The organism is Nocardia sp. NPDC051929 (assembly GCF_044548645.1).
GTDB lineage: Bacteria > Actinomycetota > Actinomycetes > Mycobacteriales > Mycobacteriaceae > Nocardia > Nocardia sichangensis.
The window spans coordinates 134464-157779 of record NZ_JBIUCG010000005.1; the positions used below are offsets into that span (position 1 = coordinate 134464).

The 23316-nt window shown below is 68.8% G+C and carries 20 protein-coding genes and 1 pseudogene; 11 read left to right on the plus strand and 10 right to left on the minus strand.

What is annotated here, in order from left to right:
- Positions 1 to 35 precede the first annotated feature (35 nt).
- From ACIHAX_RS08120 to ACIHAX_RS08130, 3 genes are all read right to left on the minus strand, one after another.
- Positions 36 to 1130 (minus strand): FecCD family ABC transporter permease, encoded by a 1095-nt coding sequence (locus tag ACIHAX_RS08120; protein ID WP_379252481.1) that lies wholly within the window; start codon positions 1128 to 1130, stop codon positions 36 to 38.
- The gene (locus ACIHAX_RS08125) at positions 1127 to 2116 is read right to left on the minus strand and encodes a hemin ABC transporter substrate-binding protein (RefSeq protein WP_397276698.1); all 990 of its coding nucleotides are present in this window, start codon (positions 2114 to 2116) and stop codon (positions 1127 to 1129) included. Before ACIHAX_RS08125 ends, ACIHAX_RS08120 begins: the two co-directional genes overlap by 4 nt.
- 83 nt (positions 2117 to 2199) lie before the next feature.
- On the minus strand, positions 2200 to 3159 hold the full coding sequence (locus ACIHAX_RS08130; protein ID WP_355078005.1) for an aldo/keto reductase: 960 nt from the start codon (positions 3157 to 3159) through the stop codon (positions 2200 to 2202).
- A 281-nt stretch (positions 3160 to 3440) separates the two neighbouring features.
- Between ACIHAX_RS08130 and ACIHAX_RS08135 the strand changes: the two genes are divergently transcribed.
- From ACIHAX_RS08135 to ACIHAX_RS08165, 7 genes are all read left to right on the plus strand, one after another.
- On the plus strand, positions 3441 to 4370 hold the full coding sequence (locus ACIHAX_RS08135; protein WP_355078058.1) for an undecaprenyl-diphosphate phosphatase: 930 nt from the start codon (positions 3441 to 3443) through the stop codon (positions 4368 to 4370).
- A 16-nt stretch (positions 4371 to 4386) separates the two neighbouring features.
- Positions 4387 to 5145, plus strand: coding sequence for a histidine phosphatase family protein (locus tag ACIHAX_RS08140; protein WP_355078006.1), 759 nt, complete (start codon positions 4387 to 4389; stop codon positions 5143 to 5145).
- A gap of 71 nt (positions 5146 to 5216) precedes the next feature.
- Positions 5217 to 5801 (plus strand): DUF3090 domain-containing protein, encoded by a 585-nt coding sequence (locus ACIHAX_RS08145; protein ID WP_355078007.1) that lies wholly within the window; start codon positions 5217 to 5219, stop codon positions 5799 to 5801.
- Positions 5802 to 5805: 4 nt separating this feature from the next.
- Positions 5806 to 6615 carry an SCO1664 family protein gene (locus ACIHAX_RS08150; RefSeq protein ID WP_356966099.1) on the plus strand — a complete coding sequence of 270 codons (810 nt, stop codon included), beginning with the start codon at positions 5806 to 5808 and terminating at the stop codon, positions 6613 to 6615.
- Positions 6616 to 6693: 78 nt separating this feature from the next.
- Entirely contained in the window at positions 6694 to 7116 is a 423-nt protein-coding gene (locus ACIHAX_RS08155; protein ID WP_355078009.1) for a hypothetical protein, read from the plus strand.
- A 137-nt stretch (positions 7117 to 7253) separates the two neighbouring features.
- On the plus strand, positions 7254 to 8492 hold the full coding sequence (mshC, locus tag ACIHAX_RS08160; RefSeq protein WP_397276491.1) for a cysteine--1-D-myo-inosityl 2-amino-2-deoxy-alpha-D-glucopyranoside ligase: 1239 nt from the start codon (positions 7254 to 7256) through the stop codon (positions 8490 to 8492).
- A gap of 43 nt (positions 8493 to 8535) precedes the next feature.
- Positions 8536 to 9615: an MBL fold metallo-hydrolase gene (locus tag ACIHAX_RS08165; RefSeq protein WP_364435040.1), complete on the plus strand. Its 1080-nt coding sequence runs from the start codon at positions 8536 to 8538 to the stop codon at positions 9613 to 9615.
- On the opposite strand, the gene fadD11 is transcribed toward ACIHAX_RS08165, so the two are convergent.
- Positions 9599 to 11440 (minus strand): fatty acid--CoA ligase FadD11, encoded by a 1842-nt coding sequence (gene fadD11, locus ACIHAX_RS08170; protein WP_397276493.1) that lies wholly within the window; start codon positions 11438 to 11440, stop codon positions 9599 to 9601. The two genes, ACIHAX_RS08165 and fadD11, sit on opposite strands and share 17 nt — an antisense overlap.
- 645 nt (positions 11441 to 12085) lie before the next feature.
- Positions 12086 to 12284 (minus strand): annotated as a pseudogene (locus ACIHAX_RS08175) (enoyl-CoA hydratase/isomerase family protein); the annotation flags it as partial.
- 257 nt (positions 12285 to 12541) lie between these two features.
- On the opposite strand from ACIHAX_RS08175, the gene ACIHAX_RS08180 reads away from it, so the two are divergent.
- Positions 12542 to 13090, plus strand: coding sequence for a TetR/AcrR family transcriptional regulator (locus ACIHAX_RS08180; protein WP_355078013.1), 549 nt, complete (start codon positions 12542 to 12544; stop codon positions 13088 to 13090).
- Positions 13091 to 13100: 10 nt separating this feature from the next.
- On the opposite strand, the gene ACIHAX_RS08185 is transcribed toward ACIHAX_RS08180, so the two are convergent.
- Positions 13101 to 14957: a Na+/H+ antiporter gene (locus tag ACIHAX_RS08185; protein ID WP_356966090.1), complete on the minus strand. Its 1857-nt coding sequence runs from the start codon at positions 14955 to 14957 to the stop codon at positions 13101 to 13103.
- Between the two features lie 127 nt (positions 14958 to 15084).
- On the opposite strand from ACIHAX_RS08185, the gene ACIHAX_RS08190 reads away from it, so the two are divergent.
- Both ACIHAX_RS08190 and ACIHAX_RS08195 read left to right on the plus strand, forming a co-directional pair.
- The gene (locus tag ACIHAX_RS08190; protein WP_364435032.1) at positions 15085 to 15987 is read left to right on the plus strand and encodes an alpha/beta hydrolase; all 903 of its coding nucleotides are present in this window, start codon (positions 15085 to 15087) and stop codon (positions 15985 to 15987) included.
- 137 nt (positions 15988 to 16124) lie between these two features.
- A complete protein-coding gene (locus ACIHAX_RS08195) occupies positions 16125 to 17096 on the plus strand; it encodes an enoyl-CoA hydratase-related protein (RefSeq protein WP_355078016.1) in 972 nt (323 codons plus the stop codon).
- A gap of 319 nt (positions 17097 to 17415) precedes the next feature.
- Here ACIHAX_RS08195 and ACIHAX_RS08200 read toward each other — a convergent pair whose 3' ends face one another.
- The 3 genes from ACIHAX_RS08200 to ACIHAX_RS08210 form a co-directional block, all read right to left on the minus strand.
- Positions 17416 to 19629 (minus strand): molybdopterin oxidoreductase family protein, encoded by a 2214-nt coding sequence (locus ACIHAX_RS08200; protein ID WP_397276496.1) that lies wholly within the window; start codon positions 19627 to 19629, stop codon positions 17416 to 17418.
- A 66-nt stretch (positions 19630 to 19695) separates the two neighbouring features.
- On the minus strand, positions 19696 to 20265 hold the full coding sequence (locus ACIHAX_RS08205) for a GNAT family N-acetyltransferase (RefSeq protein ID WP_364435022.1): 570 nt from the start codon (positions 20263 to 20265) through the stop codon (positions 19696 to 19698).
- Between the two features lie 316 nt (positions 20266 to 20581).
- A complete protein-coding gene (locus ACIHAX_RS08210) occupies positions 20582 to 20968 on the minus strand; it encodes a MerR family transcriptional regulator (protein ID WP_397276499.1) in 387 nt (128 codons plus the stop codon).
- A gap of 54 nt (positions 20969 to 21022) precedes the next feature.
- On the opposite strand from ACIHAX_RS08210, the gene ACIHAX_RS08215 reads away from it, so the two are divergent.
- Positions 21023 to 21871: an LLM class F420-dependent oxidoreductase gene (locus tag ACIHAX_RS08215; RefSeq protein ID WP_364435017.1), complete on the plus strand. Its 849-nt coding sequence runs from the start codon at positions 21023 to 21025 to the stop codon at positions 21869 to 21871.
- 74 nt (positions 21872 to 21945) lie between these two features.
- Here ACIHAX_RS08215 and ACIHAX_RS08220 read toward each other — a convergent pair whose 3' ends face one another.
- A complete protein-coding gene (locus ACIHAX_RS08220) occupies positions 21946 to 22590 on the minus strand; it encodes a YitT family protein (RefSeq protein WP_397276502.1) in 645 nt (214 codons plus the stop codon).
- Positions 22591 to 23316: the final 726 nt, after the last annotated feature.

Below are 23316 nucleotides of genomic sequence, written 5' to 3' on the forward strand. Positions count from 1 at the left end.
TTCACCGCAGCCATGCGCCACTCGGCGCGGCCCGCTCATGCCCAGCCTCCGGCCCGGGCGCGGGTGCGGCGCAGCAGGTAGAAGAAGACCGGGCCGCCGATGAGGGAGGTGAGCATGCCCAGCGGCAGGTCGGCGTTGTCGACGAGGGAACGGGCGGCGACGTCGGCGGCCAGCAACACCACCGCGCCGACCACGGCGCTGAGCGGGATCAGGATCCGGTGGGCAGGGCCGACCAGCATCCGCACCAGATGCGGCACGATCAGACCGACGAACAAGATGATGCCGGTGAACGCGACACCGGCGGTGGCCAGGATCGCCACCACCACGATCACGTTGCGCCGCAACCGCTCCACGTCGACACCCAGATGGCGGGCCGCCGACTCTCCGAGCGCCAGCAGATCCAGCCGCGGCGCCAGCAGCACCGCCGCCGCCACCCCGACCGCGGCCAGCGGCGCGACCACACCCACCGACTCCCAGGTGGCCCCGTTGAGCGACCCCAGTTGCCAGAACACGATCTGATCGCGCGCGGCGGGGGAGGCCACGAACAGCAGCAGCGCGATCAATCCGCCCGCGAACGCGTTGATCGCGACACCGGTCAACACCAGCGTGACGACCTCGGTGCGCCCGCCCGAGCGCGCCAGCAGATACACCAGCAACGTGGTCGCCAGCCCCGCCACGAACGCCGCCGCGGCCACCGACCACGCCGCCACGAACGCCCCACCCACCACGATGACCGTGCCCGCACCGACCGCGGCCCCCGCCGACACCCCGATCACGCCCGGCTCGGCCAGCGGATTGGCGAACACACCCTGCAACAACGCACCCGCTGTCGCCAGCGCCGCACCGACCAGCATCGCCAGCACCACCCGCGGGAACCGCACCTGCCACAACGTCACCTCACCGGCAGGATGCGCGGGCATCGGCCCCACATCCAGCCCGATCCGGTGCAATACGCTGCCCGCGACCTCGGCGGGCGTCGTCGGCACCTGACCGATCGCCGCCGACGCCACCGCCAGCGCGACCAGCCCGGCCACCGCCACCGCGAACACCAGCAGCACCCGCGATCGGCCCCGCGACTTCGGCAGCGGCGGCACCGGCGGCCGCGCGGTGTCCGTCTCCGAGACGCTCATGCGTGCCCGGTGCCGTACACCGCCGCGCTCAACGCCGCGATCACCCGGCCGGTGTTCGGCCCGAAACTCAGCAGCACCGCATCCGACATGTCCACCACACGCCGGTCGCGGCCCGCCGGGGTCTGCGCGATCCCCGGCACCTTTTCCAGCCCCTCCACACCGCCGACGGACTTCAACCCGTCCGACATCACCAGCAGCACATCCGGCGCCGCGCCGATCATGGCCTCACTGGTGATCGCCGTGAACGGCTCCTTCACCCCGGCCACCGCGCCCGCGTCCCGCGCCCGCAGCGCCGCGATCAACGCGTCCGCACCCGACCCCGGGCCGGCGAGCATCGTGATCGCGGTGGAACGCAGATACAGGAACGCGATGGTCAGCTGCGGGTCCTGCGCGGGCACCGCGGCGCTCGCGGCGGCGATCTCGTCGCGGGTTCGCTGCGCCAGCGCCTGTCCCCGCTGCGCCACCCCCAGCGCGCCCGCGACCGCCTCGATCTGCGGCACCACCCCGTCCATCGTGCGCTCCGGATCGAAGTACACGACCGTGACCCCCGCCGCACGCAACTGCTCACGCACCGCGGGCGCCGCGCTGGTGGTGTCGGTCAAGAACACCGACGGCCGCATCGCCAGCACCGACTCCACATTCAGCGACCCGTTGCCCCCGGCCACGTTCGGCACATCCCGCACCGCGGGAAACGCCGCCGAGGTGCTGCGGCCCACCAGCTTGGGCCCCAGCCCCAGCGCGTACACGATCTGGGCGAGGGTGCCGTAGCGATCCACGGCGATGATGCGGGAGGCGTCGGTGACGGTCACCTCGGCGCCGTCGAACGAACGCACCGTCACCGGCAGCGTGGGCGTGGGCTCCGGCCCGATCGGCACCGGATCCAGATCGGTCAGCGTCGCCGTCGTCGGCCCGTGCCCGCCGTGCGAGGACCCGGCGTCGCTGCCACACGCGACCACCACCGCCAGCAAGCTCACCGCGAACAACATCGGCAGGGCGCGCCGCCATCCGGTTCGGATCCGACTCCCACCCCTGGCCGCTGCAGTGCTCATGCAGGCAAGGCTAATCTGTGTCACTCCGCGCGTGCACTGACGTCGTCCAGGGCCGCGGCGATCGCCCGCGGCAACTCCAGGGTCTCGGCGGCCAGCACGCCGGTGAGCTGCCCGATATCGCGGGCGCCGACGATCATGCTCGCCACACCCGGCCGGTCCCGGATCCAGGCCAGCGCCACCGCCAGCGGCGAGGTGCCCAACCCGTCCGCGGCGGTCACCAGCGCATCCACCACCCGGGTGGCGCGGTCGTCGAGACCACTGCGGATCTCCGCCGCGGTCGCCTCGTCGGCGCCGCGCGAATCAGCGGGAACACCGTCGCGATACTTGCCGGTGAGGATGCCGCCCGCCAACGGCGCCGAGGCGATCACCCCGACACCGTGGAACCGCGCGGCGGGCACGACATCGGTCTCCGCCCCCCGCGCCAGCAGCGAATACGGCGTCTGCGCCGCGGTCACCGGCGCCACCGCGGCCAGACTGGCCAGCTGCCAGGCCCCGAACCCGCGCACCCCCGCGTAACGCACCCGGCCCGAGCGCACCACCTGCTCCAACGTCGAGGCGACCTCCTCCAACGGCGTCCGCGGATCCCACACCGCGACATTCCAGATGTCGAGATGGTCGGTGCCGAACTCCAGCAGCGTGCGGTCCAGCTGCCGCAGCAGCGCCCGCCGCGAGGTGTCCACGGTGACCTGCGCCGCCTCCGGCATCCCCGCCGCGGCGAATCCCCACGGCGCGATCCCGGCGCAACCGCTGAGTACCAGCTCGTCGCGGGAGACCAGGTCACCGAGCAATTCGGCCAGGATCCGCTGCGCGGCCCCGCCCGCGTAGGCGGGGGAGGTGTCCACCAGTGTGCCGCCCGCCTCGACGAACGCCACCAGTTGCCCCGCCGCGTCCTCGGCGTCGGTGTGCGCACCCCAGGTATGGGTCGCCAGGCCCATCCGCGACACCCGCAGGCCGCTGCGGCCCACCGTCCGCTGTTCCATCACCGTGTCCGCGCATTCGTCACGGCGCCAAGCCTAGAGTGTGGATACGCGACTCGGCGGCCACCAGCACAGTGGGTCGCGCTCGGGTGCGGCGAGCACACCCGCGACCCGCGCGGCGGCGGCAGCGCCACGGCCGGGCACGCCGCCGCGGCCTCGACACTGTACTGTCGCTGCGTGATTGGCGCGGTGGTCAGGAAGAATCGACCGATCGCCGCACCAATGCCCAGGTAGCAACGCGTATTCCGCGCGGAAGTGGAGGATGGTTCGTGGTCGGCGAGTCGATGACCTGGGTGCAGGCCTTGGTGCTGGGTCTGGTGCAGGGACTGACGGAGTTCCTGCCGATCTCCTCCTCGGCGCATCTGCGCATCGTCTCGTCGGTCTTCTTCGGCGACGACGCGGGCGCCTCGTTCACCGCGGTCACCCAGCTGGGCACCGAGGCCGCGGTGCTGGTGTACTTCGCCAAGGACATCTGGCGGATCCTGTTGGCCTGGTTCGCGGGTCTGCGCGAGCAACTGACCACGCGCGGTCGCCAGCAGATCCCGCTGCACGATCAGCCCACGACGAGACTTCCGGTCATCACCGCCGACCACAAGCGCGTCTTCGACGAACAGGCCCAGCGCGAACTCGACTACCGCATCGGCTGGTATGTGATCATCGCCACCATCCCGATCGGTGTGCTGGGATTCTTGCTCAAAGACGAGATCCGCACCGGCGCCCGCAATCTGTGGCTGGTGTCGTTCATGCTGATCTTCTTCGCCCTGGTCATCGCCGCCGGTGAACACTTCGGCCGCAAGGATCGCCCGATCGAGCAACTGACCACCCGTGACGGGCTGGCCATGGGTTTCGCGCAGTGCCTGGCGCTGATCCCCGGTGTCTCGCGCTCGGGCGCCACCTCCACCGCGGGCCTGTTTTTGGGCTTGGAGCGCGAAGCGGCCGTACGGTTTTCGTTCCTGCTGGCCATCCCGGCCGTGACCGCCTCGGGCCTGTTCAGCCTGCCGGACGCGTTCGAACCCGCTGGTGAGGGCCTCAACGCCAGCGGACCGCAACTGCTGGTGGCCACCGTGCTGGCGTTCGCGGTCGGCTACGCGTCGGTGGCGTGGCTGCTGCGTTTCGTGGCACGGCACTCGCTGTACTGGTTCGTCGGCTACCGCATCGTGCTGGGCGCGATCCTCATGGGTCTGCTGGCGGGCGGGGTGGTCTCGGCGACATGATCGCTAGGCTGACCGCATGACGGTGATCCTGTTGCGGCACGGTGTGTCGACCTCGAACACCGCCCGCACCCTGGCCGGTCGCAGCACCGGCGTCGAGCTCACCGAGCGCGGCGAGGAGCAGGCGAGGGCCGTGGCCGAACGACTGGCCGGGCTGCCGATCGAACGAATCGTGCACTCCCCGCTGCTGCGCTGCCAGCGCACGGTCGCGCCGCTGGCGGAAAAGTTCGGGCTGGAACCGGTATTCGACGACCGGCTGGTCGAGGTGGACTACGGCGAGTGGACCGGGCGGCCCATCGCCGAACTCCTGGAGGAACCGCTGTGGAAGGTCGTGCAACGGCACGCCTCCGGCGCGGTGTTCCCCGGCGGAGAAGGGCTGGCGCAAGTACAAGCCCGCGCGGTCGCCGCGATCCGCGAACACGACCGCGCCCTGGCCACCCAGCACGGCCGCGACGCGCTGTGGGTGGCGTGCACCCACGGCGACGTGATCAAGTCGGTACTCGCCGACGCCCTGGGCATCCACCTCGACGGCTTCCAGCGGATCCTCGTCGAACCGGCCTCGCTCAGCGTCGTGCGCTACACCCCGACCGCACCGTACGTGTGGCGGCTCAACGACACCGGCGCCGACCTGTCGGCCCTCGCCGCCTCCGGCGCTCAACAGCAAGCGGCGTCGTCGTCGACGCCGGGACCCGAGGTCTCCGGACCAGTCCCCGGTGGCGAGCTCGGCAATAGCGCAAGTGCGGATAATGGGAATGCGGAGCGTCGAGATTCCTTGTAAACAACCGAGCGGTCGTTGTATGGAATCCCCGCGCCGCGGGTAGTCGATCAGGGTCATATCAGGAGGTGCATGTGTCACGCGCAATCCATGTATTCCGCACCCCCGATCGTTTCGTCGCCGGGACCGTCGGTGAGCCGGGCGATCGCGCGTTCTATCTGCAGGCCGTGCAGGAACCGCGCGTGGTCAGCGTGCTGCTGGAAAAGCAGCAGGTCAAGGTGCTCGCCGACCGGATGGGTCTGCTGCTGGACGAGGTCGCGCGCCGCTTCGGCGCCGAAGTGCCCCCGCAGGCCGAGGACGTCGCCGACAACGCACCGCTGGTCACCCCCATCGACGCCGAGTTCCGTGTCGGCACCATGGGCCTGGGCTGGGACGCCGACGCGGGCGCGGTGGTGGTGGAATTGCTGGCGATCACCGAGACCGAGGTCGACGAGTCGGTGGTCCTCGACGACACCGAAGAGGGGCCCGACGCGGTGCGGGTGTTCCTCACCCCGATCCAAGCCCGCGAATTCGCGCTGCGCTCCACCCGGGTGATCGCGGCGGGCCGCCCGCCGTGCCCGCTGTGCGGTGAGCCGCTGTCGGCGCGCGGGCACATGTGCGTGCGCACCAACGGCTACAAACGCGGTGAGATCTTCGGCGCGGCCGAAATGGAGGAGTGATTCGGTGGCCGAGGCCGGGGACGGATTCCACAACGGTGAACTGACCGTGATCGGGCGGGTCAGCACCGCCAGCAACGTCACCCTGGTCTGCGACGTGAACGACACCGCCACCGGCGAGACACCCCTGCGGGTGGTCTACAAACCGATCCGCGGCGAACGACCGCTGTGGGATTTCCCCGACGGCACCCTGGCCGGACGCGAGGTGGCCTCGTATCTGATCTCCGAGGCGATCGGCTGGGGCGTGATCCCCGAAACCATCTTGCGCGACGGCCCTTTCGGCTTCGGCATGGTGCAACGCTGGGTCGTGGGCGTCGACAACCACACCGACCGCGGCGACCGCCTCGACCTGATCGACCTGTGCCCGGCGGGCGCGGTGCCCGACGGCTTCCGCGAGGTGCTGCGCGCGGTGGACGACGTCGGCAACGAAGTGTCGCTGATCCACGCCGACGATCCGCGGTTGCAGCGCATGGCGGTGCTGGACGTCCTGCTCAACAACGCCGACCGCAAGGGCGGGCACGCGCTGGAAGGGGTGGACGGGCAGGTCTACGGCGTCGACCACGGCATCTGCTTGCACACCGACCACAAACTGCGCACGGTGCTGTGGGGCTGGGCCGGGCAGCCCATCGACGACGGGCTGATCGCCGACATCACCGCCTTCGCCAAGCAGTTGCCGGGCGCGTTCGCCGACACGCTCGGCGAGCACATCACCGACGCCGAGATCGACGCGTTGATCGAACGCACCCAGCAGGTGCTCGACGACCCGGTGATGCCGCTGCCGCGCACCTCCCGGCCCATTCCGTGGCCGGCGTTCTGATCGCGACCGCTGCCGTGCGCGGGGTTTCCTGGCACAGTTGAAGCTTCGAGCGCTCGGCGCGACGACGAGGAGGACGCGATGCCCCACTCCACTCCCGATCGCGCGGCACCGGTGGTGCGGGTCGCCGTCGGCGCGCCGACCTACCGCATCGCATTGCACTACGTGCACCTCTACGACAAGAAGCCCTACCCCGACACCGACCTGCACCTCTACGACAACGGCGTCTACTGGCTGAGCTCGGCGGGGGAGAACCACTTCGGCGTCTACGTCATGACCGAGGGTTCGGTGGACTCCGGGCGGTTCACCATGCGGTTCATCTCGTTGCCTTCCGCGGACTGGGGCGATACGGTCGCCTATCACGAACTCGAGTTCGACGTCGCGCGCGGCGAATTCACTCAGCTCGCGCTCGCCGACACCGATCCCGACATCCCCGAACTGGACGGGACGTTCGCGATCGGCCCCAACACCGTCACCGATCCCACCCGCGGCACCGACAGCTGATTCAGCGAAACCGTAATTATTGACATCCCACGATTTGCTGGAAGACGCAGGTCGCGGCAGGCGACCCTACCGGCCGCATGGGCGCGGCGACCGGGCCGGGGCCCGATGACCTCCACCACACCTTTACCCTCGTAAGCATGCAGTCCTGGTCCGATACCGTCCTCCCCACCGTCCCCGGAGCAGGACCGCCGTTGCGGTTGTACGACACCGCCGACCGTCTGGTGCGCCCGGTCACCCCCGGCCCCACCGCCACCATGTACGTCTGCGGCATCACCCCCTACGACGCCACCCACCTCGGGCACGCCGCCACCTACCTGACCTTCGACCTGGTCAACCGGCTGTGGCGCGACGCGGGCCACGACGTGCACTACGTGCAGAACGTCACCGACGTCGACGACCCGCTGTTCGAACGCGCCGCCCGCGACGGCGTGGACTGGCGCGACCTCGGCGCGGCGGAGACCGACCTGTTCCGTGAGGACATGGCCGCGCTGCGGATCGTGCCGCCCCGCGACTACGTCGGCGCCGTCGAATCCGTCGACGAGGTCGTCGAATTCGTGCAGAAACTGCTGGCTTCCGGCGCCGCCTACGTCGTCGACGACGCCGAGTACCCCGACATCTACTTCCGCGCCGACGCCACCGACCAGTTCGGTTACGAATCCGGCTACGACCGCGCCACCATGCAGCGGCTGTTCGCCGAACGCGGCGGCGACCCGGACCGTCCCGGTAAACGCGACACCATCGACGCGCTGCTGTGGCGCTCGGCGCGGCCCGGCGAGCCGTCCTGGCCCGCCCCCTTCGGCCCGGGCCGACCCGGCTGGCACATCGAGTGTTCGGCGATCGCGTTGAACCGCATCGGCCCGGAATTCGACATCCAGGGCGGCGGCAGTGACCTGATCTACCCCCACCACGAATACTCCGCCGCGCACGCCGAGTCGCTCATCGCCGGCCGCCGCTTCGCCCGCCACTACGTGCACGCCGGCCTGATCGGGCTGGACGGGGAGAAGATGTCGAAGTCCCGCGGCAACCTCGTGCTGGTGTCCACGCTGCGCCGCGGCGGCGTCGACCCGTCCGCCATCCGCCTCGGCCTGCTGGCCGGCCACTACCGGCAAGACCGGATGTGGACCGACGCCCTGCTCGAGCGGGCGCAGCAGCGCTTGGAGCTGTGGCGCGAAGCCACCGCGTTGCCCGCGGGCCCGTCGGCCACCGACACCGTCGCCCGCCTGCGCCAGCACCTGGCCGACGATCTGGACACCCCCAAGGCGCTCGACGCCCTCGACAACTGGGCCCGCCAGGCACTGGACTACGGCGGCCAGGACACCGACGCCCCCACGCTGATCACCACCGCCGTCGACGCCCTGCTGGGCGTACGCCTGTAGCCGGTCTCTTGCCCGCATCCCCCGCACGTGATGGGGTACGGGGGTGTGCAAGCTTCCCGGCCTCGGCCTGTTCGGCCCCGGCGGCAAACTGACCTCCCTCAGCGCAGGCGTCTTGCGGCCGGCGGCCGATCCCGCCGACCCGCGCACGATCGCCGCGCGCGCCCGCTTCTTCGGCGCCGACACCGTCGACCCGCAGACCGGCGCCCTGCGCACCGACCGGGTCGTGCTGTCGTGGGTCGGCTGCACCACCTTCGCCCTGGCCATCGGCGGTTCGGTGTTCCTGCTCGACGCGTGGGTGCCCCGGCTGACCAGCACAGGTTACGTCCCCGCCACCCCGCAGGACCTGGTGGACCTGGCACCCGCGGCGATCTTCATCGGCCACGGCCACTTCGACCACGCCGCCGACGCCGGACGCATCGCCCAGGCCAGCGGCGCGGTCGTACACGGCACCGCCGAGCACTGCGCGAGCATCGCCGCACAGGTCACCGATCCAGCGTTCCCCACCGCCGTGCACGGTGACGCGGGCACCGCGATCGGCACCCGGGAGGATTTCGCTGTGGGCGCGGTCGAGGTGACCGTCGTGCGGCACCTGCACTCCGCACGCACCCCGTCCGATCCCGTCGGCGGATCACCGCGCTTCTTTCCCCGCCCGCAACCGGGCATCGTGCTGACCCACCCGCCGACGCTGAGCGGTCTGCTGCAAGGTGTGCCGCGGCTGCGCGACCCCGAAGGAGGGGTGCTGCTGTACCAGTTCCGGGTGCCGGGCTTGTGCCTGGTGTGGCACGACTCGACCGGACCGCTCACCGAACGCGCCCCGCAGGTCTTCGACACCCTCGCCGCGCTCCCGGCCACCGACGTGCAGATCGGCGCGGTGCAGGGCTACAACCAGATCAGCAACGGGCTGCGCGATCCCCGCACCTACATCGAAGCCCTCACCCCCGCGCTGTTCGTGCCGAGCCATCACGACAACTGGCTGCCCGGACTCACCGCGAGCGCGGCGACCTACGACGCACCGTTGCGCGCGGAACTGGAACGGATCACCGCGCCACGGCGACCGGAACTGCGCACCCTGCACGATCCGGCCGACTACGTGCGCCCACAGCGGCTCACCTTCCAGCTGTGAGCGTGTCCGCGCCGCCGGCGCGGGATCGCTGCCCGTCGGGTTCGTGCACGGTCGCGGCGAGGTCTTCGGCGTAGAGCTGTGCGATCTGTTCGGCGTACTTGTCGGCGATCGGCTTGCGCCGCAACTTCATCGTCAAGGTGACCTCGTCGCCGCCGGGCTCCCAGAACACCGGCAGCACGGTGAACCGTTTGATCTGCTCGACCCGCGACAACGTGGCGTTGCCCGCCGCCACGCCGCGCGCGATCGCGGCGATCACCCCGTCCTCGGCCGCCAACGCCGCCGCCGAGGCATCCGGCAGCGCGTGCTCGGCGGCATACAGTGCCGCGGTCTCGGCGTCGATGACGATCAGCGCCGTGTTGTACGGGCGCGCGTCCCCGATGGTGGCGATGGCGCCCACCAGCGGCGTCGAGGCCTTGATCGCGTTCTCGATGTTGGCCGGGGACATGTTCTTGCCCGCCGAGTTGATGATCAGCTCTTTCTTGCGGTCGACCACCCGCAGATACCCCTCGGCGTCGACGGACATGATGTCGCCGGTGTGCAGCCACCCGTCCGGGTCGAGCGCTTCGGCGGTCTGCCGCGGCTGTTTGCGGTAGCCCTTCATCACCAGTGGCCCGCGCACCAGGAATTCCCCGTCCTCGGCGATCCGCCACTGCATTCCCGGCAGCATCCGGCCCACCGAACCCAGCCGCGCCTGCTCCGGCGAGCAGGCGCTGGCCACGCAGGTCAGTTCGGACATGCCCCAGATCTCCGAGATCGGGATGCCGATGCCGAAGAAGAACCCGAGGGTCTGCGGTGGAATCGGCGCGGCGCCCGACATCGCCCACTTCAGTCGGTCCAGGCCGATTCCGGCGCGCAACGCCGACAGCACCTGCTCGTCGGCCCGCGCCCATTCGGCCGCCAGCTGGTCATCGATCGGTTCGCCACGCAGCTGGGCGTCGGCCTTGCGCGCCGCCACGTCCAGCGCCCACCGCAGCGCACCGCGCCGGGCGTCGTCGGGTTCGGCGGCGACGGAGAACTCGATGGCGGCCTTCAGTTTCTCCCACACCCGCGGCACCGCGCCCCAGATGGTGGGGTGCACGTCGGCCAACGCGGCCGGCAGCAGCGACCGGTCGGGCACCACGGTGATCTGCGTGCCGTACACCTGCTGCAGATACAGCGAGCAGAACCGGTCGGCCATGTGCGCCGAGGGCAGGTAGGAGGTCTGCCGGTCGCCGAACTCCACCGGCAGCACCGCGTGGAACGCTCGCGCTTCGGCCAGCAGATTGGCGTGGGTGATCTCCACACCCTTGGGGTTGCCGGTGGTGCCGGAGGTGTAGACGAGGGTGAGCACGTCGTCGGGCCGCACGCCCCGCCAGGTCGCCTCGAAGTCGAAATCGGGGCGGCCCATGGCTTTCAGTTCGTCGAGCCCCACGGTGCCCTCGGGCGTGGCGTCGATGCAGACGATGGTCTCGATCGGCGTGCCGCAGGCACGGATCCGCTCGAGGTACTGCTGCTCGCAGATCACCACCCGATTGCCCGCGTTGGCGAACACGTAGGTCAGTTGTTCGGGCGAGAGGGTGTTGTACACCGAGAACGAGGTCGCGCCGGTGTGCTGCGCGCCGACTTCCAGGGGATAGAACTCCACCCGGTTGCCCATCATCAACGCCACCGTGTCGCCGCGGCCGACACCCAGCGCGGCCAGGCCCGCCGCGACCGCGCGCACTTCTTCGGCGTACACCCGCCAGGTGAGCGTTTGTCCGCCGCCGATGGACCGGACGGCCACCGCGTCCGGATCGATCGCGGCGCTGTGCTGGAATGCGGCGCAGGACGTGTTCGGTTCGGTCATCGCACAACCCCGTTCGGTACACCCGGCTTTCCCAGACCGTAGGTGTCCGACCGTGCTCGGCGGGGCGTTTTCGCCCGTTTCCGGATCCACGACCGGTTCGTCCGCGCACGACCGAACCACTTCTCCGGCAACGGGATCGGCGGTTCCGGCCGTGCGGATTGCGCTGCCCGCCGCGCCGGGCGATGGGGTCGCGGACCGACCGCCGCGGCGGGGCGGGTCAGGCCGCGCTGCCGCTACCGGCTTGGAACACGGCGGTCATGAGGTCGGCGAGAACTGTCAGCAATTCCACGATCGCTCCCTTTCAGTAGAAAACACGAAGTCAGCAGCGTGTATGACGCGATCGTCTTTCTCGTGAACGAGGAATGAATAAACAGAAACCGGCCTGCACCGGGCGGGGTGACCGCCGGTGTTCCACCTCTGATACGCGCTGAGCTGGGATTTATCGCCATCTCTCCGGCTTCGGCCATCACCCGGTCCGATGACAAGATTCCCGCTCCCACCGTGCCGCATTCCGTCGACGACTTCACCGTGAAGCCGAGGAAAAGGCGTGACACAGCAATCCATCAGGAATTACCAACCCACGGAATGAGGGAGAATTCTTGCGACGCAGCAATTTCGAGTGCGCCCCGCACGGTGGCCGGAGCGCTAGGTGGTCAGTCCCGTGACGGCGGCGGCGGCGTACATGGTGTTCTCGATCGCACCGAGAGTGCCGGGGGTCCTTGCCGCCCAGCGGGGCCAGCAGCGCTACCGCGGCGTCGACGCCGCCGAAGCGGCGGCCGGTGGTCATCGAGGCGACGGCGCTTTTCGGGGTGAGCTCGACCTGGATCAGCGCGGCCATCGCGGGGTGAAGGGAATGGTGAAGACAGGGGTCAAAGGGGTGGGGGAGCGACGGCGAGTACGGCCCGCACGCCGCTGCCGGGCACCTCGCTGAGCAGATCCGCGCGCGATCCACCCACGCGCGCTAAATATTTCAGCAGGTAACAGGTACCGAAGCGTCTTCTCGGCGTACGCATCGGTACTTCCCGAGGTCGGTCCAGCCGACGCTACGATGGGGTACTGTTCGGTCCCTCCCCCTGACCGAACGAAGAGAACGGCGCGCGTATGTCACGAGTGGTCACCAAGGAGCAGTACTTCGACACCGGCTTGGAAGTGCTCGCCGAACTCGGCTTCAAAGGTCTCAACATCGGCGTCCTGTGCCGGCAGCTCGGCGTCACCAGCGGATCGTTCTACCACCACTTCGGCAGTTGGCAAGGATTCGTCGACGCCCTGCTCGAACACTGGGAGAACCGCCAAGTGCGCATCCTGGGCACCATGCCGTTCAACCAGGGCAACCCCGATGACGACATCCGCGCCATGTCCGACCTCGCCGCCGGACTGCACCATTCCGCCGAAGCCGCCATCCGCGCCTGGGCGGCCAACGACGAATCGGTCAACCTCGCACTCAAGCGCGTCGACGAATCCCGCAGGCGCACCGTGCACAAAGCGATCAAGGGGGTCGTCGGCGACGACGACACCGCCGCCGTGGTCACCTCACTGGGCATGGCGATGCTCGTCGGCTACCAGCAGATCGCCGCGGGCGGGGAGAACCTGTCACTGGACCAGCTGCTGGCCGAATACGCGCGCCTGATCTACTCCCACGCGCAGCGCTGACCCACTCCGGCTAACCGAGCAGCTCGTCGACATAGCACCAGCGCCACGCCTCTCCCGGCTCCACACTGCGCATCACCGGATGCCCGCTGGCGCCGTAGTGCTTGGTCGCGTGATTGCCCGGAGAAGAGTCGCAGCAGGCGATGTGCCCGCACGACAAGCACATCCGCAGATGCACCCACGCCAGTCCCTCCGCGAGACATTCGCCGCATTCGTCCGGCCCGCCGTGCGCACGCACCAGCGGCGCGTCCCGCAGATGCGCGCAAGCGTCGTCGGCCCCCGCCGCCGCCAGCGGTTCGACCCGTTCTTCCTCGGTCTCGTCGTAGCGATCGATGATCGACTCCTCGAGATCCAACTGCGCCAGCACATGCTGCAGGATCTCGTAGTCGACGGCGCCCGAATCCCGTACGCGCAAGACGGTTTCCCGTTCGGCCTGCAACATCGCCAACCGCAGCCGCCGGTACTCCGCGGTGGGTGTCACCAGCTCCGACTCCGCCCGCCCCAACCGCTCCCAGGCGGCGTTGGCCTTCCACAGGACCCGATCACGCAACGTCTGCACCACCCCCGGCGGCGTGTCCGGCGTAACTTCCCGCTCGAGAGCGGCCAAACCGGCCGCGGTCGCCTGCTGCAACACGTTGGCCTTCTGCAACGCGTCCTCGGCGCGACTGGGCGCGCGCAACCGCAGCCACCGCACCAGCCACGGCAACGACGTGCCTTGCACCAGCAGCGTTCCCGCCACCACCACCAGCGCCAGCAGCCGCAGCACGGCCAGCAACGGAGTGTCCTGCGGTAGCAGCAGCACCGCCGCCAACGTCACCACCCCCCGCATCCCCGCCCACGACACCACCACCAGATGACTCACCGGCACCGCCTCGCCACCACCGAGACTGCGCGACAACAACGACGACCCGAACACCCAGACCGGACGCGCCAGCATCGTCGCGGCCAGCACCGCCACCGCCGACCACAGCAGGGTGGCGTGGTCGAGCTCGCTGTGCCAAGCACCCTCCACGATGCCGCGCACCTGCAACCCGATCAGCACGAACACCGCGCTCTCCAGGATGAACTGGATCGTGCGCCAATTGATGCGCTCGGCGATCCGCGACGCGGCGCTCTGCCACACCGGCGCGTTGTGTCCGAGGATCATCCCGCACACGACCACCGCGATCACCCCCGAGGCGTGGATGCCCTCAGCGGGCAGATACGCCGCGAACGGCGCCAGGAACGACAACGTCGTGTCCATCACCGGGTCGGTGATCCGCCGCCGCAACATCGCCAGCAGATAGGCCACCACCACTCCCACCGCCGCGCCGCCACCGGCCGCCAGCGCGAAATCGGCGCCGGCCGCCCACACCGACACCGTGCCCACCATCGCCGCCAGCGCCGTCCGCAACGCCACCAGCGCGGTCGCGTCGTTGAACAGCGACTCGTCCTCCAGGATCGTCACGATCCGCCGCGGCATCCCGATCCGCCGCGCCACCGCCGTGGCGGCCACCGCATCCGGCGGAGCCACCACCGCACCCAGCGCGACAGCGACCGCGAACGGCACCGGCAGCAGCCACCACACCACCACCGCCACAGCGAAGGTCGTGAACAACACCAACCCCACCGACAACAACCCGATCGTGCGCGCATTCGCCCGGAAATCCACCAGCGACGTGCGGATCGCGGCGGTATACAGCAAAGGAGGCAGGAAACCGAGCAGAATGATCTCCGGCTCCAAATGGATCTCCGGCACGAACGGCAGATACGACGCCGCCACCCCGCCCACCGTCAGTACCAGCGGTTCGGAGATCCCGAACCGTCGCGCCAGCGCCGCCAACGCGGCCGCCGACGCGACGAGAACAACCAGGCCGATCGCGACATGCACGGTGAAATTCTCGCAGAGCGCACGATCGGCTATCGGCCGGCGCGGTAGATGACACGTGCACGGCCGACCGAACTACTGTGCCCGGGCGCACACACGCGCCATGCTTGTCGACGACAAGGAGGTAGACATGGAGGAGTTCGCGTCCTGGCGGGCGAACGGACGACGCCACACTCATCGCGGCCACCAGATCTTCTGGCGCGACGGAGGCGCAGGCACCCACGGGACGCTGGTGTGCATCCACGGATTTCCCACCGCGTCCTGGGACTGGCATCGGATCTGGCCGGGCCTGTGCGAACGATTCGCCAGGGTCATCGCCCCCGACATGATCGGCTTCGGCTGGTCGGCCAAACCCCGCCACTACGACTACCGCATCACCGACCAAGCCGACATCCACGAGAACCTGCTGCGGGAACAGGGCATCAGCCGGTACCACATCCTCGCCCACGACTACGGCGACACCGTCGCCCAGGAGCTTGTGGCCCGCGACGCCGAACGCCGCGCCGCCGGCGACGAATCCCTGGTGATCGAGTCGGTGTGCCTGCTCAACGGCGGCTTGTTCCCCGAAACACACCGCCCCCGCCCGGTGCAGCGGCTGCTGGCGAGCCCGCTCGGCCCGCTGGTCGGCGTCCTGGGCAGCGAACGCACCTTCCACCACAGCTTGGCCGCGGTATTCGGGCCCGACACCAAACCCACCGACATCGAACTGCACCAGTTCTGGCTGCTGTGGTGCAGCAGGCACGGCAAGAGCAACGGCCACAAACTCATCCGCTACATGGCCGAACGCCGCAAGCAGCGCAAGCGCTGGGTGGGCGCACTGCAGCAGGCCCAGGTCCCCGTCCGGCTCGTCGACGGCCTGTCCGATCCCGTCTCCGGCGGCCACATGGTGCACCGCTACCGCGAACTGATCACCGACCCCGATGTCGTGGAACTGTCGCGAATCGGCCACTACCCGCAACTGGAGGCACCCGAGCAGACCCTCGCGGCATTCCTGGAATTCCACGACACCCGCGTCCACAAGCCCACGGCCTGACCGATGTTGCGGACCGGCCCCGCCGGTCCGCAACATTAGGGTGTAGTCCACGACTGCGCTGGACCGCTTCCGAAACGCGTTCGCGTGGAACCGTTCTCGCGTCCCGACCGCCGATATGCGCACCGAAGGAGCCGCCGATGTCCGCCGCCGACCTGCCCCTGGAAACCATCGAACTCGACCAGTCCGGGCGGGTACTCACCGCGCGTGTGGTCGCGCCCCCGTGGAACTTCGTCACCACCGCGGTCGTCCGCGACCTCGACCTTCTCACCGCCGCGGTCGATATCGACGACACCGTGGGCGCGGTCGTGCTCACCGGAGGACTGCCCGGCCGCTTCCTCACCCATGCCGACCCCGCCGCCCTCGGCGGCATGATCGAGAAACCACGCCCCTTCGTCCCCGCTCGCGCCGCCGCACCGTTCCTGCGCGCCGCCGCTGCCGTCCTGCACGTTCCCGGCGCCACCGACCTGGTCGAACGCCACGGAGGCGGTCTCGGTGCGGGCCTGGTCTGGGGTTACCGCTGGAAACGCACCACCTTGCGGATGAACCGCTCCGGCGTCGCCTACCTCGCCGCCATCAACGGACCCGCACTCGGCGGCGGGCACGAGATCGCGCTGGCCTGCGATCTGCGCTACGCCGCCGACGCCGACCACGTGCGCTTGGGCCAGATCGAGACGCTGGCCAACCTCATTCCCGGCGGCGGCGCGACCCAACGCCTCACCCGCCTGCTCGGCGCCGCCAAAGCCATCGAGGTCACCCTCGAAGGCACGCCGTTCACCGCCCAGGAAGCGCTGCGTCTCGGCCTGGTGAACCGCGTACTGCCGGCCGAGGACCTGCTCACCGAAACCCAGGCCACCGCGGCCCGGCTGGCCGCCCGCAACCCGGTCGTCGTCGCCGAACTCAAACGCGCCGTCTACTTCGGCTCCGATAAATCCCTCTCCCGCGGCCTCGACGCCGAACAAGCCGGATTCGTCTCCGTCGGCACCACCACCGCGGCCGCCCGCACCACCAAAGCCTTCTTCGAAGACCTCGACCGCCTCGCCGACACCCCGTTCCTGGCCGACCCCCAACCCTGGCTGGACGGCACCCGCGTCGACCAGGTGAGCAAATGACCCACCTCGCGCAGGTCGCCTCCCGTGCGCAGAGGGAAAACCATGCCGGTCGACCGGGAAAGCGGCGACTGCTCGGGCTCTACCGCATAGAAAGTGCCGCACGACCAGCCCCATAGCGGGCAGATACTGCTCGAGCGGGGGCGGAGGGTTTGCCTATTTCACCGCCGCCCCGCCCGCATATGGCACATTCCATCACCTGGACGGTGACCGGCATCGGTTCTGCCTCGGCAGCGCCAGGAAGCAACAGTGCCAGACCATCCCATCGGCAGATGGCGCCAGCCAACGGCGATGACGCTGCCGAACAGACGGTCCACACTCGTCAAGCGGTCGGCGCGGGTTCGCGCTCGCTGAGGTCCACACGCTCCCCGGAGTCGACCGACGCCCGCGTCACCGTCACCCACGTGTTGTTCACCGCCGCCGTCCCCGAGAACGTGTCGGTCACCGCCGGATCGTGCAGCAGGTTCACATTCGCGCCCGGCAGCGACGCCGCCACCGTCCACCCGACACCCGGCTCCTGATGTCCCCACCCGTGCGGGATCGCCACCGTCCCGGCCCGGATGTCGTCACTGACCTCCAACGGCACCACGATCGCCCCGGTGCGAGAACGCACCGTCACCGGCTCACCGTCGCGCAACCCGCGCGCCGCCGCATCCTGCGGATGCATCAGCGCCGTGCAACGATCGCGCCCCTTCACCATCGACGGCACATTGTGCAACCACGAATTGTTGCTGCGCAGATGACGGCGACCGATCAACTTCAAGTCGTAGCCGTCGGCGGGCGCGGTCACCGCCTCACCCCGCCGCGCGGCCGCGAGAACCTCACGCGCCGCCGCCACGAAATCCTCCGGCGCCACATGCACCTTCCGATCCTTCGTCCCCAGCAGCGACCGCAGCCTCGGCCGCAACGGACCCAGATCGATACCGCCCGCCGCCGCACGCGCCTTACCCACCGTCAAACCCTTGCGACCCCGCCGCAACACCCCATACGGCCCCGCCGCCACCCCCAGCGCGGCGATCCGCACGGGGCTGACCCGATCGAACACCGCGTTGAGCACCCGCGCGGTGAGCCGCCGCGCAGGCAACGGCACCATTTCGGTGACCAACCGCGCCATGATCTGCCAATCCTCCAGCCCATCGGCGGGCGGCTCGAACACGCGCGCGTCGAAACGCAGATTGTTGCGCACACTGAACACCGGGAACAGGATGTTGACGTCCTCGCGCTCCAACGGCGAGATCGGCGGCAGGATGATGTCCGCGTGCCGCGTCGTCTCCGTGACGTACATGTCCACGGCCACATAGAAATCCAGCCCGTCCAGCGCCGCCCCCAACCGGCCGCGCTGCGGCGTGGACAACACCGGATTGCCCGCATACGTGATCATCGCGCGGATCCGGCCCGGCCCCTCGGCCGACATCTCCTGCGCCAGCGCCGCCACCGGCAACTCCGAGCGGAACGACTTGTAGGTCCCGGAGCTGTCGGTCCACGCCCCATACCCCATCGGCAGGTACTTCGCATACCGCGGCGCATCGATCGGCGGCGTCGCGAACATCTGCCCACCCGCCCGATCCAAGTTGCCCGTCACCGCGTTGATCGTGTTCACCAGCCAATGCGTCAACGTGCCGGTCACCTGCTGGCACACCCCGATCCGCGCGTACAGCACCGCCGAGCGCGCCGCCGCGTGCTCCCGAGCCAGCCCGCGAATCGTCTCCGCGTCCACTCCCGCGTACTGCGCCATCTGCTCCGGCGACGCCTCGGCCACCAGCGCACGCAACCGCTCCCAACCGGTGCTCGACGCGCGAATCGCCCCCTCGTCACACAGATCCTCGGCGACCAGCACATGCAACATCGCCAGCAACAGATACACATCCCCGCCCGCAGCCACCGCGACATACTGATCGGCCAGCCGCGCCGTCTCGGTCCGCCGCGGGTCGATCACCACGACCTTCCCACCACGCCGCCGCACGTCCCGGATCCGCTGCTTCGCATTCGGCATGGTCGTCACCGACCCGTTCGACACCGCCGGATTCGCCCCCAGGATCACCAGGCGGTCGGTCCGATCGATATCGGTCACCGGCATCAGCACATTCGAGCCGAACATCCGCCACGCGACGAACTCCTGCGGGAACTGATCGATCGACGACGCCGAGAAGAAGTTCCGCGTCAGCAGCACCGACCGCAGCAACACCGCGTACAGCACCGACGAGCTGTGCGCGGCCGGATTCCCCAGATACATGCCGATCGCGCTGTTGCCGTGCTCGCGACGCACCTCGCGCAACCGCCGACCGATCTCGTCGAATGCCTCGTCCCAGCCGATCGGCTCGAACGACGAACCCACCCGCCGCACCGGCGTCCGCAACCGATCCGGGTCATGGTGCAACCCGCCCATCGCCGTCGCCTTCGGGCAGATGTACCCCTTCGACAGCACGTCCTGCGGATTGCCCTCGATCCGCGTCACCTGGTCACCGGAGACCGTGACGAGAATTCCGCAGTGCGCCTCACACAACGTGCACTGCCGGGCAATGGTGGTAGCACTCATGAATTTTCACCTTCTGCCGGATCGCTTCCCACAGGCTATCTGGGACAGCTGCTTCCGTACAGGGATCTATGCCGGGCGGAGGCGGGCATGCAAATGCATGTCGTGCCAACCGTCCGCGTGCAACCCAGCACTGCGCCGGACACCCTCCGGCGCGAATCCCGCCTTCACCGCCGCCCGGCAGGACGCGGCATTACGCACCGAGTGCGACACCTCCAGCCGATGGAAACCCACCTCGAACGCCCACCGAGTCACCGTCTCGACCGCGGCGGGCGTCACGCCGCGGCCCCGCCATCCCGGAGCCGTCCAGTACGCGATCCCCGCCACGCCATCCGCGGGTGCCATATGCCGCAACCCGACCCTGCCCGCCACCACGTCACCGACGACGACAGCCCACTGCGGGCCGTCACCATTGCTCCACCCCGCCTGCCAGCGGGCGATCAACTCCCGCGCCTCGGCCTCGGAGACGACATCGCGAACATGCCAGCGTTGGATATCCGGATCCTGGTAGACGGCCTGGATCACCGCCGCGTCGGCGTTCGTCCAAGGCCGCAACAACACCGTCTCACCCCTCAAAGCGGGCTGCGTCCCGGCTGCGAACACTTCGGCGGCGACCACATCGGGCATCAGAGCGGACACATCCGGATTGTCACTCACACGCGCGCTCTGCCGCCACGCATTTCGTCGACCGAATCGCCGAAGACTATTCGCACCAACCTGTTTCGCACGTGACGACGCCGCGCGGCCGCCCACAGTACCCACCGGCAGGATATGCGCCGTCACCAGGCGAGGTACGGCCAGCCGCACGCCTGCGCCCGAAACGTGCTCATATCGACCCGAGCACCCCGACGGACAGCGTCTCGTTTCCCATCGTGCCCGGCCGTGGCCACTCGGTGCGCCCCACGCGGTGAGACGGCGCGGGACGTCGTGCCGGATCCGCAGCACCGCGCGGTTGCTACGTCGTGCTCTGCGCGGCGCGGTCGCTCGCTACCGGTACACCGGAGTCGAGCAGAATCGAGGCGAGCAGGTGGCGGGAGCGCGCCAGATCCGAGGCGAGCGCGTCCATTCGGTCGATCTCCGACTTCAAGATCGCTACCACCTCGGCACACGGCTCGAACCGCGGAACGGTGTCGCGGGCGCATGGCAGTACCCGCCGGATGACATCGGTGGGCAACCCGGCTGCCAGAAGAGCACGGATACGAAGAACGGTCTCGACGGTGGAGTCGTCGAATCTGCGGTAGCCGTTGCCGCCACGCGCTGCCGTCAGCAAACCCTGCCGCTCGTAATAGCGCAATGCCCTCGTGCTGCAACTAGTGCGCTGCGCTAGTTCACCGATCCGCATTCCACTCACCTCGACCTTGACCTTGACGCTGGCGTCAATGTTTACCGTAGCCCAATGCAGATCGGAATCTTCACCGGCGTGACCGACGAAAGCATCGGCCCGGCCGACCTCGCCCGGGCAGTGGAAGACCGCGGCTTCGAGTCGCTGTTCGTCGCCGAGCACACACACATACCGGTCACGGTCACCACGCCATACCCCGGTGGCGACGAGATCCCACACGACTACCACCGCAATCTCGACCCGTTCGTCACATTGTCGTTCGCAGCCGCCGCGACACAACGGCTACGGATCGGCACGGCCGTGACGCTGGTCGTCCAACGCGATCCGATCATTCTGGCCAAGGAAGTGGCGAGCCTGGACCTGGCCTCGGGAGGACGGTTCGAACTCGGCGTCGGCGTCGGCTGGCTGCGTGAAGAGATGCGCAACCACGGCACCGATCCCAGAACACGAGTTGCGCTACAGCGCGAACGACTCCTCGCGATGACAAACATCTGGACCCACCGACAAGCCGAATTCCACGGCGACTTCGTCGATTTCGACCCGCTGTACTCGTGGCCGAAGCCAGTCCAGCAGCCGCGCCCCCCGGTGTGGCTCGGCGGCTGGGGACCATCCACACACCAACGCATCCTCGACCACGCCGACGGATGGTTGGCCCCCGTCGGCCTACCACTCGACGAGCTGGCGAGGGGGATCCACGAACTACAGGCCCTCGCCGACCGCCACGGTCGAGCGCCGGTGCCGGTGATCGCGACACTGTTCCAACCACAGCGCCACCAACTGGAATACCTGGCGGAGTTGGGAATTCACCGCACATTGCTGGGCATCGTTCCAGTTCTGCCACACGATGCGGCGCTTCACGAGTTGGACCGGCTCGCCGAGGTGAGCGTCGGACCACACCGCTGAACCGACATCGAAGTCACGCCCTGTCGTCACTGTGACGATTCGAAGACGCTTCGAAGAGGAGTAGGGGAGTCGAGCTACCCGGCCGGAACTTCCACCGCGTCACCGCCGACGGCAAGCACCGGCTTCGACGGCGAAAACCCCGGCAGGAATCGGTTCACGGCAGGGATCATCAGGTGGATCAGCGGTCCGATCCCGAAGGCGTAGACCAAGGTCCCCACACCGACGCTGCCGCCGAGAACCAATCCCGTCGTCAACACCGTCACCTCGATCGCCGTGCGCACCACCCACACCGATCGCCCGGTGCACCGGACCAGTCCAGTCATCAGTCCATCCCGCGGGCCCGGACCCATACCCGCGCCGATGTACAACACACTCGCCACCGCGTTCAACACGACAGCGGCCCCCATGGCACCGGCCCGCACCGCCAGCGCATCCCACGACGGCAGCCAGGCGAGCCCGGCATCGACCGACACGGCGATCACCACGACATTGCTCACCGTGCCCAGACCCGGCAACTGTCGCAGCGGAATCCAAGCCAACAGCACCGCGACACCGGTCAGTGCCGTGACGGCACCGAAACTGATCGGCACGTGCCGCGCCACACCTTGATGAAACACATCCCACGGATCCAGCCCGAGCCCCGCCCGCACCATCACCGCCATCGAGAACCCGTACAACCACAATCCGACATACAACGCGACCAACCGACGAACCAGCACCGACCCAGCGTGCCTGCAACTGGCCCCCACAACCAGAGCCAATCACCAATCACTGGACTGTGCGACGACAGCCATCCAGCAACACCACGCGGTTACACCCGCCGCACTTCCTCACCATCCCGGTCCACCGAGCCCGCCGCTAGCCCCAACGAGCCCGATCTAGGAAAATTCCAAGACTCGTCAACCAACCCACTCCAACCATCCGGGGGTAGGGGCAGGTCCGCAACGATGCGGTCGACGTCGCCCAACCGTTCGTTCCACGACGTCGCCGACCAACCATCCACTGCCGCAGAGCGTCATACGTCGACGGCATATTTGCCAAGTTCTTCGTATCGGCGCGCACCTGGCTACGCAATACGTCACAGTGACAAAATGGCGGTGCGCAATCTGTACGCAGCAGGTTACGCAATCAGGTCACTCCCGGAATCGCAGCAGAAGCCCGACAGCCCTTGAACTCACCGAATCGTTCTCGCCTTACCGGATCGGACAGACAGACAACGAATACGCCGCACAATCACTGCTGCGAACCGCCCCAAAATTGCGCCGATAATCAACATTATGTCAACTAGAGGACTGGTAACCACTCCTCCGGTTCGAAGAACCCTCATCTCCCCGGCGCATCCAAGTGAGACGTGTCGGCAAGGCTGAGCATCGCGCGGTTGCGAACGGCACGAAACCGCCACCCTCCACCGGCAGCATCATCCACGTGGTGATGACGAAGGCCAG

Bases quoted from the DNA above. Each gene is read 5' to 3' on its own strand.
- ACIHAX_RS08120 (WP_379252481.1), bottom strand. From the start codon at position 1,130: ATGAGCGTCTCGGAGACGGACACCGCGCGGCCGCCGGTGCCGCCGCTG.
- ACIHAX_RS08125 (WP_397276698.1), bottom strand. From the start codon at position 2,116: ATGTTGTTCGCGGTGAGCTTGCTGGCGGTGGTGGTCGCGTGTGGCAGC.
- ACIHAX_RS08130 (WP_355078005.1), bottom strand. From the start codon at position 3,159: ATGGAACAGCGGACGGTGGGCCGCAGCGGCCTGCGGGTGTCGCGGATG.
- ACIHAX_RS08135 (WP_355078058.1), top strand. From the start codon at position 3,441: ATGACCTGGGTGCAGGCCTTGGTGCTGGGTCTGGTGCAGGGACTGACG.
- ACIHAX_RS08140 (WP_355078006.1), top strand. From the start codon at position 4,387: ATGACGGTGATCCTGTTGCGGCACGGTGTGTCGACCTCGAACACCGCC.
- ACIHAX_RS08155 (WP_355078009.1), top strand. From the start codon at position 6,694: ATGCCCCACTCCACTCCCGATCGCGCGGCACCGGTGGTGCGGGTCGCC.
- mshC (WP_397276491.1), top strand. From the start codon at position 7,254: ATGCAGTCCTGGTCCGATACCGTCCTCCCCACCGTCCCCGGAGCAGGA.
- fadD11 (WP_397276493.1), bottom strand. From the start codon at position 11,440: ATGACCGAACCGAACACGTCCTGCGCCGCATTCCAGCACAGCGCCGCG.
- ACIHAX_RS08180 (WP_355078013.1), top strand. From the start codon at position 12,542: ATGTCACGAGTGGTCACCAAGGAGCAGTACTTCGACACCGGCTTGGAA.
- ACIHAX_RS08190 (WP_364435032.1), top strand. From the start codon at position 15,085: ATGGAGGAGTTCGCGTCCTGGCGGGCGAACGGACGACGCCACACTCAT.
- ACIHAX_RS08195 (WP_355078016.1), top strand. From the start codon at position 16,125: ATGTCCGCCGCCGACCTGCCCCTGGAAACCATCGAACTCGACCAGTCC.
- ACIHAX_RS08200 (WP_397276496.1), bottom strand. From the start codon at position 19,629: ATGAGTGCTACCACCATTGCCCGGCAGTGCACGTTGTGTGAGGCGCAC.
- ACIHAX_RS08210 (WP_397276499.1), bottom strand. From the start codon at position 20,968: ATGCGGATCGGTGAACTAGCGCAGCGCACTAGTTGCAGCACGAGGGCA.
- ACIHAX_RS08215 (WP_364435017.1), top strand. From the start codon at position 21,023: ATGCAGATCGGAATCTTCACCGGCGTGACCGACGAAAGCATCGGCCCG.